The organism is Ornithinibacillus gellani, from assembly GCF_003730295.1.
In the GTDB taxonomy this organism is placed as follows: domain Bacteria; phylum Bacillota; class Bacilli; order Bacillales; family Amphibacillaceae; genus Ornithinibacillus_A; species Ornithinibacillus_A gellani.
In genome coordinates, this window is the sequence record NZ_QTSZ01000017.1 from 43,730 (window position 1) to 56,635 (window position 12,906).

Sequence of the window (12,906 nt, forward strand, 5' to 3'; positions counted from 1 at the left end):
TGTTTCACATCACTACCTATTGGATAGGTTAATCAAGCATGTGGTGCTTTCATGGTCTGATTATATATGAGCTGTAGCTGTTGGTGTTCCTCATCTGTTAACTCCACCAATGGAAGTCGAACTGTTCCAGTATCAATTCCTGTCCATGAAAGTGCCTTTTTCACAGGAGTTGGTGAAGGTGCCATAAATAATCCACTCATCAAAGGAAGTAACCTACGATGAATAGCCGCCGCCTCTTGCACATTTCCCTGTTGAAATGCCTTTGTCATCTGCTGCATCTCATTCCCAATTACATGGGAAGCAACAGATACAACACCATTCGCACCAATAGCGAGCATTGGTAATGTTAAAGCGTCATCCCCACAGTATACAGAAAAGTCATTGGATGTTTGTGCAATAATTTCTGCTGCTTGTTCAAGGTTTCCACTTGCTTCTTTCACGGAAACAATATTCTTTATTTCACTCAATTTAATAATTGTGTCTGCATCGATGTGAACGACTGATCTGCCCGGAATATTATAGAGCATAACGGGTAATTTAGTTGCTTCGGCAATTGCCGAAAAATGAGCATATAATCCTGCTTGATTTGGCTTATTATAATAAGGCGCCACTAGCATGACTGCATCTACACCACAGGCTTCTGCTGCTTTTGTCATTTCAATGGATGAGTTGGTGTCGTTCGAAGATGTTCCTGCAATAACGGGAACACGTTTATCGACAACATTCACCACATGCTTAAATAAGTTTATTTTTTCATCATTTGATAATGTTGGCGATTCACCCGTTGTGCCCGCAATTACAAGACCATCTGTGCCATTTGCAAGTAAATACTCGATTAGTACAGTGGTTTGTGATAAATCTACATTGTTATCCGCATCAAACGGGGTGACCATCGCTGTTAGTACATTTCCAAAGTTCATTTCTATCACCCTTTCTTCATTCATCATTGAATCATTATTATACATTCACATGATCCAATTCAAAAATGGCATGCATCGCATTTACAGCACGATGTACATCCTTTCCATGAATAAGTACCCAAATGGTTGTATGGCTATCAGCAGCCTGTAATATTTGCACGCCTGCATCTGTTAGTGCAGATACAATCTTCGAGGCGACACCCGGGATATCTCGCATACCAGCTCCAACTGCTGAAACTTTTGCACAATCAGGAGTAACAGCAACTTTCATATCCAATGTTTGCAATATGTGGATTGCTTGATCTGCTACCCGCTCTGCAACTGTGAAAATAACCCGAGATGGTGAGATAGATATAAAATCTACGGATATTCCAGTCTCTGCCATTGCTTTAAAAATAGCTGGTTGGAGACGAAGTGGTTCTGCTTCTGTTTCAATACATAGTTGAACAATTGCAGGTGTATGTGCAATGCCCGTAACCAATCGTTCCGAAACATGCCAACGATTATTTCCTGCATCAATTCTTGTTCCCATGTCATCCATATAAACAGACCGAATTTGCATCGGAATACCAGCCTGCATGGCAATTTCAACCGCTCGCGGATGAATTACTTTTGCACCCTGGTATGCAAGATTACAAATCTCGGTATATGTTGCTGTCTTAATTGGTTTAGCCTGTTTCACCATTCGTGGATCAGCCGTCATAATTCCTTGTACATCTGTAAAAATCTCTATACGTTCAGCCTGAAACGCAGCACCAAGCGCCGCAGCAGTAGTATCACTGCCTCCTCTACCTAGAGTCGTTGTATCACCTGCACTGGTTTGCCCTTGAAATCCAGCAACAACGACCACATCATGGGTTTCTAACGTTTCTTTGATGCGCTGAGGCACAATCGCCTTAATTTTTGCTTGATTATAATCAGCGTTTGTGACGATACCTGCCTGTGCACCCGTTAATGCCATAGCTTTTACCTGTCGTTGCTGTAATTCCGCTGATAAAATGACAGCAGCGATTGTTTCACCGCAGGACATGAGTAAGTCTAACTCTCTTCTCGAAACCGCACCATGTGTATGCTGGACTAATTCAACAAGTGTGTCCGTAGCATAGGGATCTGGCTTTCTCCCAAGTGCTGACACAACAATTACAATTTTAAAACCTTCTTTTTTTGCTTTTTGAATATGTCGTATGACATGTTTTCTATTTTCCGCTGACTGAACAGATATACCTCCAAATTTTTGGACCAAAATCTGCAATGATGCCACCTCTTGCCGTATTAGCGGTTTTTATTTTAAGAGGACAAACCTTGTTCAATTAATTTTTCCGCAATTTGAACTGTATTTAATGCAGCGCCTTTAACTAAATTATCAGAAACAATCCATAGATGAAAGCCATTTGATTGGTCGAGGTCCTTTCTGACTCTACCAACAAACACATCATCTTTTTCAGCCGCACTAAGCGGTGTTGGATAGGTTTGTGTTGCAGGATCATCCTCTAAGACAATTCCTTCAGCTCCTTCTAATACCTGCCAAACATCCGCTACCGTTACTTCATCCTTTTCAACTTCTACATAAACACTTTCGGCATGAGAAGTGTAAAAAGGTAGTCGAACACAAGTAGCAGCTACAGATAAACCTGGAGCATGTAAAATCTTCTTTGTTTCATTAATCATTTTCATTTCTTCAAACGTATAGCCATTATCTTGAAATTTATCAATTTGTGGTAATGCATTGAAAGCAATTGGATAATGCTTTTCATCTGACTTAACAGGAAGTAGCTCCGCATGCATCGTTTCATCTTTTAAATGATTTTCAGTTTGTTGCTTTAATTCGTCGCATGCTGCAGCACCCGCTCCCGAAACAGCCTGATAAGTGGATACAATGACACGCTCCAAGCCAAATGCTTGTTGTATTGGCTTTAACGCAGCTACCATTTGTATCGTGGAGCAATTTGGATTTGCCAAAATACCTTGATGGTTCTTTATATCTGTTGCATTTACTTCAGGCACGATTAACGGCACATCCTCATCCATGCGAAATGCGCTCGTATTGTCAATCACAACACACCCTCGTTCTACTGCAGCAGGTGCTAATTGCTTCGATATCTCTCCTCCTGCCGAGAACAATGCGATATCAACACCATCAAAACTTTCTGGCTTTGCTTCCTGTATAACAATCTCCTGATCTCGGAAAGTTACTTTTTTACCTGCTGATCTGGAAGAAGACAATAGTGTTAATTGTTTAATTGGAAAATCACGTTTGTTTAATATTTGGACAATCTTCTGTCCTACTGCTCCTGTTGCTCCTACTACTGCTACATGATATGCCGTTTTTCCTGCCATTTTTCTTTTTCTCCCTTCCCCACCGACATGATTCGTCGGTAACAAGCTTTTAATTTACTATTTTAACACATTATTCTCAACATAAGGAATTATTATTGGCTGAAGTTGATTAAATTCTAATGCAGCCTCCACCGTTTCCGCTAATTGTCCCATATGAGCCACAAGCGAATTGGGTTTATCAAATGGATTATCCTGACCAAAAGGAATGAAATAAATAAATTTGCTTGCCATTAATCGCATGATATTTACGCCATTTAAACCCAATGCATCATTGGTAGAAATACCAATAACGACAGGACGACGATTTCGCATGGTTGCTTTGGCTGCCATAAGTGGAGGAGAATCTGTTAAAGCGTTTGCTAGCTTACTCGTGGAATTCCCTGTCAGCGGGGCAAGCACCATAATATCCAATGGATGCTTGGGGCCAAGTGGTTCAGCCTCAGGCATTGTCGATATAACCCTTTTACCTGTAATGAACTCTATTTTTTCAATATGATCCTCTGCTTTTCCAAACTTTGTATCGGTATTTCGGACCGTATAAGAAACAATTGGCACAACATCAGCACCTAAGTCAACCAATCGTTGCAGCTGCGGAAATACATCATCATACGTACAATGTGACCCAGTGAAACCAAATCCAATCCGCTTACCTTTTAAGTCCATCTTGCTATCACACCTCTTCTAATATTTGTTTTATGACTTCTGCCAAAATTTTTCCAGCTGTTTTTGGCGCAACGACACCTGGAAGGCTTTTGGCTAAAATCGCCTTAATACCACGTTGCTCTGCATATTTGAAATCTGTTCCACCTGGTTCAGAAGCCAAGTCGAATATGAGGGCATGTGAAGGTAACTGGCTAATCGAATCTTTTTTAATAACAGGGGCAGGAATCGTGTTGATGAGAATATCACACTGGCCCGCATATTCTTGGAGATTGTGGAGCGGTACAGCTGTTAATCCCATTTCGGTAATTCTAGCTAAATCGTGCAGACTGCTTGCTGCAACAGACACCTTGGCACCAAGTGCGGCAAATTTATTAGCCACTGTATGCCCTACTCTGCCGAATCCAGCTACAATGACCCTAGACGAATGAATGGTATAATCTGTATTGGTGATCGCCATCATAATCGTTCCTTCAGCAGTTGGAATAGAATTATAAATTGCTACATCATCCCGATTCAATAATGGGATGAGCTTTTTATTCGTTTTCCCGGCAAGTTCTGTTAAATAGTCATTGGAAATTCCAGTAAATATAATGGTTGTTTCTTTTAACTGTGTCATCCAATCCTCGGTCAATTGAATGGCTTCTTTTGAAAAAGTAGACGTAATGTGTCCTTCCTGATTTGTGCCTGTAATAGGAAGAATAACTGCATCCAGCTGCTTAGGCTCTAATTCATTAAAGTCTAACTGTCTAGAGCTGGTAAAGCTTTGCTCCAATCGGTCATAACCAACTAAAAACAGCTGCACATTTGGTATATGCTGAAGCTGCCTAATTAACTCAATATATCTTGCATCCCCACCTAAAATCGCTATTCGCATGTCTTTATCCATACACATCCCCCAACCCATTCATTTCAAGCTTACATTTGATTCATATATAGCTTATGTGTTTATAGGCGGAGAGTGCCTGCAATTACAAAGAAAATCTAAAAAAAGGCGAGTAACCCATGAATAGAATCATCAAATGACAATATTAAACGGAAATGCGAATGGAAATGAGTAGACAGAGCATCTATCAAACAAAACCAATTGATTTTATTATCTAATCGTGACAAAAAAATAAGCTATCACCCACATCAAAATGGGTGATAGCCAATTGTAAACAAAAATATATTCCTTCAAATGACGGAAACAGTTATTTTAAGAGGAGGGATCCGCTTCAATTAAAATCATGTCTTCCCCAATTTTTTTTATTGCATTCCATTTAATGGTAGCTTCTTCTCCTTCTTTTTTAAGACCAAACCATTTATAGTTAGGGATAATGAAAGCCTTTATTTGTCCCGTCCTTCGATCAATTTCCAAATCCGTTTGGCCTAGAATACCAAGCCGAGTTCCCTGACTAATATCAACAATTTCCTTTCCACTAATCTCCTTATACCGCATTTTATCCGCCTCCTTTTTTTTCGGTCTATTACATTCTATGTAGCAAAAAACCAACCTATGTTTTATAGGTTGGTCTCATCATTTTTTGGTGCGATAACAGCAGTGGAAGGTTCAGATTGAAAAGTAGATTCTATCACTTGCTGTATGGATTCATGTGTTACAGCATCAATTTCTTCAATCATTTCGTCTAAGGAACGATGACGTTCAAGTAACAGCTCATTCTTACCATTTCTACTCATACGACTGCTCGTACTTTCAAGACCCAGCATGAAATTACCTTTCAATTGTTCCTTGCTGTTCTTGAGCTCTTTATCTGTCAAACCATCCTTCATAAAGGACAATATCGTTTGCTGAATGGTTTCCTCCAGTAAAGGAAGCTGCTCTCTTCCTGTTCCTGCATAAATTGTTAACATGCCACTGTCTAGAAAGGAAGAGTGATAGGAGAAAACAGAATATGCTAGACCTTGTTTCTCTCTTACCTCCTGAAATAACCTGGAGCTCATACTACCGCCTAATACATTATTCATGATCACAAGACTGTAGATTTGATGATCTAATACCGATAATCCGTTATATCCTAGACAAAGATGTGCTTGCTCTGTATCCTTGTGACGATGAATCGATTGTGCAAGAAATGTTGGTTTCGAGATTTCATTTTGATTTTTATCGGATGTGTAGTCACCAAATAATTGCTCGATTTGATCGATAAACGTTTCATCTACATTACCAGCAACAGATATGACAATATTTTTTGGTGCATATTGTGCAGCGATATAGTCGCGTAAGTCATTAGATGTAAAGGAATGAAGATTCGTTTCCGTGCCAAGTATTGGATAGCCCAGTGGATGTGTTCCATACGATGCACGTGCTAATAAATCATGCACCATATCATCTGGTGTATCCTCATACATTTTAATTTCTTCAAGCACTACTTTTTTTTCACGTTCCAGTTCATTTTCATCAAAAGTAGAATGAAAGAACATATCGCTTAAAATATCCAAAGCCTGTTCTTTATGGCTATCAAGTACTTTTGCATAAAAGCATGTATATTCTTTAGATGTAAACGCATTTACTTGACCGCCAATGGCATCAAATGATTCTGCTATTTGTTGTGCAGTTCTAGATTTCGTTCCTTTGAAAAACATATGCTCTAAAAAATGTGACAACCCATTGTTTGCCTCTGTTTCATTTCTCGAACCAGTTAAAACCCAAATACCAATTGTTACAGATCGCACTGCTGGAATTTCCTCCAAAACAATCCGCAATCCATTCTTACACGTGTGCTTAATAACCAAGCTGCTGCCTCCAAACCTATGCTGAAAATAACATATAAGTATTTTATTAATAATTTAATTATCTTTCTTCGCTTAACAGCTGTTGGATCGTCCCTAACCGATAACCTTTATCCGAAATATCGTCGATTAACTGTGGCAATCCTTTTTCAATAGCAGCTGTTGGATGCATAAGAATCGTTGCACCTGGATGAAGCTTGCTCATCACTCGATTTATCATAACAGATACAGATGGTTTCTTCCAATCAATCGTATCCACCGTCCATAAAATGGTTTCCATCTTCAATTGGTGTGCAAGCTCAACAACATGGTCTGTATAGCTTCCACTTGGAGGAGCAAAATAAACAGGTTGTTTTCCAGTAATGGCTTTTAATATATTATTTGTTTGTGTTAATTGATCAAGGGCAGCTTGATTGGAGATCCTCGCCATATCAGGATGATTATACGCATGGCTGCCAATCACATGCCCTTCCTCTTCCATCATTTGCACATAGCTGGCATTTTCCTTTGCCCATTTCCCTTCAATGAAGAATGTAGCTTTTACATTTTTCTCCTTTAATGTACGTAAAATAGATGGAATATATTCCGTTCCCCAAGAAACATTGATTAATAATGCAACCATTTGCTTTTTTGGATGGCCACGATAAATTGGCGCTGCTGGAAGATCCTTCAGCGTAACATCGGGAGTAATTTGATCAAACACTAGTAAATCTTCTTGGAATTCGCCTTTTTTCTTCATTTTTTGGTAAGACTTATCTACGTTCACCTGTAATCCATTCAAACCAGGAGTCTTCTTCCAAACACGGTCAATGACCGCATCTTCAGCCTTTATGGCATAATCATCACGCTTTGCCTCAATTTCCTTATAAAGCCCTGACTCCATTTTAGATGCTTGCATAAAAAAGTCGGCTTCAAGACTTTGGCCTGTAAATGGATTGTAGGTTTGATTCATTGCTAAAAATACCAAAATCACTAATAAACACACATTCACTAAAGTTCGATAAGACCGCATTCGTGTTCCCTCCCCATACAACATATGCCGATATGGGACAAGATATGCGATGCTCCTACGTCAGAGATTCAATCCATTTAAAAAGCTAGAATGGATAAGTACACCGAAAGCTATTTCTATAAACAGCTATGTGTATCATTATCAGCATTCCAGCTTTTGGTTAGTCTTGTTTCTTTTCTTTTTCCTTCTGTTCCATCAATACAGCTTTACGAGATAAATTTACTCGACCTTGATGATCAATTTCTTTCACCTTCACGAGGACTTCGTCACCAATTTTGACAACGTCTTCTACTTTATTTGTACGTGTCTCTTGTAGCTCGGAAATGTGGACAAGTCCATCTTTTCCTTTAAATAACTCTACAAAAGCACCGAATTTCTCAATTCTTTTTACTTTACCAAGGTAGATCTGACCAACCTCTACTTCACGTACAAGGTCCTCAATAATACTTTTTGCTTTTTCATTCATTTCCGCATCTGTGGAGGAAATATAGACGCTACCATCTTGTTCAATATCAATCTTCACGCCGGTTTCGTCAATAATTTTATTGATTTGTTTACCACTTGGTCCAATGACATCGCGAATTTTATCGGGATGAATTGACATCGTTAAGATTTTCGGAGCATATGGAGATAGCTCTGATTTTGGCTCTGCAATCGTAGCAATCATGGAATCTAAAATATGCATACGACCTGTTTTCGCTTGACTCATTGCTTCTTCCAGAATTTCTTTAGACAATCCGTCAATCTTAATATCCATCTGTAAAGCAGTAATCCCTTTAGCAGTACCAGCTACTTTAAAGTCCATGTCACCTAATGCATCTTCCATTCCTTGAATGTCAGATAGAATAGAGTATTCGTCTCCGGATTTAATCAGTCCCATGGCAATCCCTGCTACCGGTGATTTGATTGGTACTCCTGCATCCATCATAGCTAGCGTACTCGCACAAATACTTGCTTGTGAGGAGGAACCATTAGATTCGAGCACCTCTGAAACGAGTCGAATGGTGTACGGGAATTCATTATCGCCAGGTACAACAGGCTCCAAGGCACGCTCTCCCAGTGCACCATGGCCAATTTCACGACGACCTGGTCCACGAATTGGTCCAGTCTCCCCAACACTGTACTGAGGGAAATTATAATGGTGCATGAAACGTTTCGATTCTTCCAAGCCAAGACCATCCAAAATTTGCACGTCACCCAATGCACCTAACGTACAAATACTTAACACCTGTGTTTGCCCCCGGGTGAATAATCCCGAACCATGTGTTCTTGGTAACACACCAATACGAGAGGATAATGGTCGAATCTCATCAATCTTCCGACCATCCGGACGAATTTTTTCAATTGTAATTAAGCGGCGAACTTCTTCCTTCACCATATGATCAAGGATTGATTTTACTTGCTTGATTGTTTCTGGTTCTGCTTCTTCATAATTTGCAAGTACTTCCGCCTTTACTTCCGCAATCGCATCTTCACGCGCATGCTTTTCCTTCACTTGAATAGCAGCTAGTAGCTTGTCCTTTGCAGTGCCTTCGATCTCTTGGGTAAGCTCCTCATCCAATTGGAATAAAGCTACCTCTGATTTAACTACCTCTACGGATTCAATGATTTCCTCTTGGAAAGCAACCAATCGTTTAATTTCTTCATGACCAAACAAAATCGCTTCTAGCATGGTTTCCTCGGAAACCTCCAGCGCACCCGCTTCTACCATGTTAACCGCATCTTTTGTTCCAGCAACAGTTAAACTGATATCACTTTTTTCTTGTTGCTCGATTGTTGGGTTGATTATAAATTCTCCATCAACACGTCCAACATGAACACCTGCAATTGGCTGTTCAAATGGAATATCTGAAATACAAAGTGCTACAGATGATCCAATCATTGCCGCCATTTCTGATGAACAATCCTGATCCACACTCATCACAGTGCTAATCACTTGAACTTCATTACGGAAGCCATCTGGGAAAAGCGGACGAATCGGGCGATCAATCAATCGAGAAGATAAAATGGCTTTTTCACTCGGTCTTCCCTCACGTTTAATAAATCCTCCAGGTATTTTACCTACAGCATATAAACGTTCTTCATAATTTACTGTGAGTGGAAAGAATGGTAGGTCTTTTGGTTCTTTTGATGCAGTAGCAGCAGATAACACAGCCGTATCACCATAGTGAACCATGCAAGCGCCATTTGCTTGTTTTGCAACTTCTCCTATTTCAATCGTAAATTTAGTTCCAGATATTTCAGTGGAGAATACTTTTTTCTCTTCTGCCATTAGTAGTGTTACTCCTTTCAAAAAACATGCTGACTCTATTTTATATTGTTTTATCATGAATGTACATGTTATGTAGTCCAAAAGTTGGAATGAATATGATAGCATGCAAAAATAAAGCCTAAACAGCAGTAATAAACATTAGAAAAAAAGCAGGATTTCTCCTGCTTTTTCCTGAATGTCTATCGACGTAATCCAAGCTTTTGAATCAATTCACGATAGCGTGTAACATCTTTGTTACGTAGGTAGTTTAACAAGTTACGACGTTTACCTACCATTTTCAATAGACCGCGACGTGAATGGTGGTCTTTCGTATGAACACGTAAATGTTCGTTTAATGTTGTAATTTCTTCAGTAAGTACAGCAATTTGTACCTCTGGAGAACCAGTGTCCTGCTCATGAACCTTGTATTCGTTGATAATTTCATTCTTACGTTCTTTTGTGATAGCCATCTGGCTCACCTCCTAATTTTTTTGAAATCCCCATTCCCCTAGCAAACGTCGGAGTTACAATTTGCCAAGCGAAGGTTTTTACGTTTTTAAGCGTAACTCTTTTTCAGGAAAAATGCAAGTGAAAATAAGCATCTGACAAGCAATCTTATTTTAATTTGGCAAATAATGCCCGTATTTTCCGCTCATCATCTTCTATTTGTCGAATAAGCTCCTCCACCTGATTAAACTTTTCCTCTGGTCGAATAAAATCATGCCATTCCAGCTGCAATTCTTCGCCATATAAATCATTATTATAATCTAAAATATGAACCTCTAATGATAAATCCAGTCTATCCTCTGTAAAGGTAGGATTAGTACCAAGACTAGCCATTCCTTCGTATATTTGCTGCTTATAGATTACTTTTACCGCGTAAATACCTGAACGAGGAAGCAAAGCAGCCTCATTCACGTCTAAATTAGCGGTTGGATATCCTAATACCCTACCACGTTTGGCTCCTTCGACAACAACGCCCGAAATGGTTAATGGACGTCCTAATAGTCGTTTCACTTCTGCTACATCGCCTTCCTGCAGCAAGCCTCTAATTCTTGTAGAGCTTATTTTTTCATTTTCGAGCTCTACTTTATCAATAACCGAGTAGGTAAATCGTCCTTGCGCATGCTTTCCTATTTCTGTCATGTTGCCTTGTCCTTTATGACCATATGTAAAATCGAACCCAGCAACAACATGTTTTATATGGAGACCTACGACAAAATGATCAATAAAATCCTGTGGTGACAGACCTGCTAATTCCATATTAAATGTAATAATATAAAGCCGATCCACATCCATCCGACGTAAAATTTCTTCTTTTTCTTTTAAAGGCGTAATATATTGAACATCTTTATTTCCATTTTTTCGTAAAACGACAGAAGGATGCGGATGAAATGTAATGACTGCACTTGCCATATTTCTCCGTTTTGCTTCCGCAACTGCTGTACGAATCACCTTTTGATGACCTTGATGGATACCATCAAAAAAACCAAGCGCACAAACACTTTCCGGTAGATCTTGTTCCTTTAATATATGGGGATATGTTAATTCAATTGTCTTCATGGCTTTCACCTTCATTCTCTTTCTCCGAATACTCGAACAGGTTTAATCTGATCATCATGGTCCGGATGTTTTTGATAAATTGCCAACAGCTCGTCCTGATACATGACAGCAAAAGGATTCGTTTTTAATGGCTGTTTTGGCTGCATAAGCTTTTGACCATATTGTACGCGTTTTCGTAAGTCCGTGTCTACATAAAGGACATCTAAATGGGTAATTCCCATCGTCATTGGTAATAATAGCTGCGCTAAACCATCGGTAGTTGTTACGGCTTCTACTTCTTCCAAACGAATGGTATCCTCAGCGTGAATGGCTCCTGTTTTTGTCCGAACCAAATCAGACATATGGGCGGGATAACCAAGTGCTTTCCCAATATCAACACAAAGCGTTCGGATATAGGTTCCCTTTGAACATTCTACTTCAAATCGACAAGCGGTTGTTGTCCACCTTGATGAATCCTTCGGGGTGATTCGAAATATAGTTACTTGACGTTGTGGTCGCTCGACAGTCTGATTTGCCCTCGCATATTCGTACAGCTTCTTACCGTTTACCTTCACAGCAGAGTACATTGGTGGAATCTGGGTGATTTCACCAACAAAAGACTTCAATACTTCCTCAACCTCATGCTTTGCAGGTGGATGATCCACTGGTACGACCTCAATTGTTGCGCCATGTTTATCCTCTGTTTCTGTTGCTGTACCAAGTGTTAATTCCGCTTCATATGTTTTGGTTGTAGCTGTTAGAAAAGGCACAATTTTGGTTGCTTGACCAATACAAATTGGGAGTACGCCTTCTACCTCTGGATCGAGTGTGCCTGTATGTCCTACTTTTTTTGTTTTAAAAATACGTCTCATGCGCATGACACAATCATGGGAGGTCATGCCTTTTGGTTTCCATAATGGCAGAATACCGTTCATTATTCAATCCCCCAATACAAGCTTTGACTATATCATCGTCATATGATCATTCTATTAGATGTTAAAATAACGGTAAAAAACCTGGCTCATCTACATCTTAAATGAGCCAGGCAGCAAATACCATTATTTATTTAAATCTCTAAGAATGGATTCAATCTTGTTGCCATAAGCTAATGCTTCATCAAATTCAAAAGTAAGCTCTGGCGTTTTTCGCAAACGAATTCGTTGACCAATTTCTGAGCGAATAAACCCCTTGGCTTTCGCCAGTCCGAGCAGTGTTTCTTCTTTTTCCTTTTGATCACCAAGGATGGAAACAAACACTTTCGCCTGTTGCAAATCTCCAGTCACCTGAACATCTGTTATCGTTACAAAACCAACACGCGGATCCTTCAATTTTCTAGTAAGGATTTCACCCAGCTCTTTTTTCATTTGCTCTGCAACACGATTTGCTCTTACATTACTCATATTCTTCACCTCTTTAATGAAAACCATGTACCAGCTGTGTGCTATTTAAAC

13 protein-coding genes are annotated in these 12,906 nt (G+C 39.5%); all 13 read right to left on the minus strand.

All coding sequences use genetic code 11. The features are described from left to right. Positions 1-32: 32 nt before the first annotated feature. The 13 genes from dapA to rbfA all read right to left on the minus strand — a co-directional run bounded on the left by dapA (position 33) and on the right by rbfA (position 12,855). Positions 33-920 carry a 4-hydroxy-tetrahydrodipicolinate synthase gene (gene dapA / locus DX933_RS04340; protein ID WP_223805872.1) on the minus strand — a complete coding sequence of 296 codons (888 nt, stop codon included), beginning with the start codon at positions 918-920 and terminating at the stop codon, positions 33-35. Between the two features lie 37 nt (positions 921-957). Next, positions 958-2,172, minus strand: a complete 1,215-nt coding sequence (gene dapG, locus DX933_RS04345) for an aspartate kinase (RefSeq protein WP_123315260.1) — start codon at positions 2,170-2,172, stop codon at positions 958-960. Positions 2,173-2,207: 35 nt separating this feature from the next. Then, positions 2,208-3,257: an aspartate-semialdehyde dehydrogenase gene (locus DX933_RS04350; RefSeq protein ID WP_123315261.1), complete on the minus strand. Its 1,050-nt coding sequence runs from the start codon at positions 3,255-3,257 to the stop codon at positions 2,208-2,210. A gap of 57 nt (positions 3,258-3,314) precedes the next feature. After that, positions 3,315-3,920, minus strand: coding sequence for a dipicolinate synthase subunit B (dpaB, locus tag DX933_RS04355; RefSeq protein WP_123315262.1), 606 nt, complete (start codon positions 3,918-3,920; stop codon positions 3,315-3,317). Between the two features lie 7 nt (positions 3,921-3,927). Continuing rightward, positions 3,928-4,806: a dipicolinic acid synthetase subunit A gene (gene dpaA, locus DX933_RS04360; protein ID WP_123315263.1), complete on the minus strand. Its 879-nt coding sequence runs from the start codon at positions 4,804-4,806 to the stop codon at positions 3,928-3,930. A 309-nt stretch (positions 4,807-5,115) separates the two neighbouring features. Further along, entirely contained in the window at positions 5,116-5,358 is a 243-nt protein-coding gene (locus DX933_RS04365; RefSeq protein WP_123315264.1) for a YlmC/YmxH family sporulation protein, read from the minus strand. Positions 5,359-5,420: 62 nt separating this feature from the next. Then, on the minus strand, positions 5,421-6,653 hold the full coding sequence (locus tag DX933_RS04370) for a M16 family metallopeptidase (RefSeq protein WP_123315265.1): 1,233 nt from the start codon (positions 6,651-6,653) through the stop codon (positions 5,421-5,423). Positions 6,654-6,711: 58 nt separating this feature from the next. Then, positions 6,712-7,662 (minus strand): polysaccharide deacetylase family protein, encoded by a 951-nt coding sequence (locus DX933_RS04375; protein ID WP_123315266.1) that lies wholly within the window; start codon positions 7,660-7,662, stop codon positions 6,712-6,714. Positions 7,663-7,822: 160 nt separating this feature from the next. Next, positions 7,823-9,934, minus strand: coding sequence for a polyribonucleotide nucleotidyltransferase (locus tag DX933_RS04380; RefSeq protein WP_123315267.1), 2,112 nt, complete (start codon positions 9,932-9,934; stop codon positions 7,823-7,825). A gap of 179 nt (positions 9,935-10,113) precedes the next feature. Then, the gene (gene rpsO, locus DX933_RS04385) at positions 10,114-10,383 is read right to left on the minus strand and encodes a 30S ribosomal protein S15 (protein WP_123315268.1); all 270 of its coding nucleotides are present in this window, start codon (positions 10,381-10,383) and stop codon (positions 10,114-10,116) included. A 145-nt stretch (positions 10,384-10,528) separates the two neighbouring features. Continuing rightward, the gene (locus DX933_RS04390) at positions 10,529-11,476 is read right to left on the minus strand and encodes a bifunctional riboflavin kinase/FAD synthetase (protein ID WP_123315613.1); all 948 of its coding nucleotides are present in this window, start codon (positions 11,474-11,476) and stop codon (positions 10,529-10,531) included. Between the two features lie 11 nt (positions 11,477-11,487). After that, on the minus strand, positions 11,488-12,390 hold the full coding sequence (gene truB / locus DX933_RS04395; RefSeq protein ID WP_123315269.1) for a tRNA pseudouridine(55) synthase TruB: 903 nt from the start codon (positions 12,388-12,390) through the stop codon (positions 11,488-11,490). 123 nt (positions 12,391-12,513) lie between these two features. Beyond that, on the minus strand, positions 12,514-12,855 hold the full coding sequence (gene rbfA, locus DX933_RS04400; RefSeq protein WP_123315270.1) for a 30S ribosome-binding factor RbfA: 342 nt from the start codon (positions 12,853-12,855) through the stop codon (positions 12,514-12,516). Positions 12,856-12,906 lie beyond the last annotated feature (51 nt).

What these genes read in the sequence shown, in the direction of transcription:
- dpaA (WP_123315263.1), bottom strand. Translation starts at nt 4,806, where the DNA reads ATGGATAAAGACATGCGAATAGCGATTTTAGGTGGGGATGCAAGATAT.
- rpsO (WP_123315268.1), bottom strand. Translation starts at nt 10,383, where the DNA reads ATGGCTATCACAAAAGAACGTAAGAATGAAATTATCAACGAATACAAG.
- DX933_RS04390 (WP_123315613.1), bottom strand. Translation starts at nt 11,476, where the DNA reads ATGAAGACAATTGAATTAACATATCCCCATATATTAAAGGAACAAGAT.
- DX933_RS04350 (WP_123315261.1), bottom strand. Translation starts at nt 3,257, where the DNA reads ATGGCAGGAAAAACGGCATATCATGTAGCAGTAGTAGGAGCAACAGGA.
- truB (WP_123315269.1), bottom strand. Translation starts at nt 12,390, where the DNA reads ATGAACGGTATTCTGCCATTATGGAAACCAAAAGGCATGACCTCCCAT.
- DX933_RS04380 (WP_123315267.1), bottom strand. Translation starts at nt 9,934, where the DNA reads ATGGCAGAAGAGAAAAAAGTATTCTCCACTGAAATATCTGGAACTAAA.
- rbfA (WP_123315270.1), bottom strand. Translation starts at nt 12,855, where the DNA reads ATGAGTAATGTAAGAGCAAATCGTGTTGCAGAGCAAATGAAAAAAGAG.
- dpaB (WP_123315262.1), bottom strand. Translation starts at nt 3,920, where the DNA reads ATGGACTTAAAAGGTAAGCGGATTGGATTTGGTTTCACTGGGTCACAT.
- dapA (WP_223805872.1), bottom strand. Translation starts at nt 920, where the DNA reads ATGAACTTTGGAAATGTACTAACAGCGATGGTCACCCCGTTTGATGCG.
- DX933_RS04375 (WP_123315266.1), bottom strand. Translation starts at nt 7,662, where the DNA reads ATGCGGTCTTATCGAACTTTAGTGAATGTGTGTTTATTAGTGATTTTG.
- DX933_RS04365 (WP_123315264.1), bottom strand. Translation starts at nt 5,358, where the DNA reads ATGCGGTATAAGGAGATTAGTGGAAAGGAAATTGTTGATATTAGTCAG.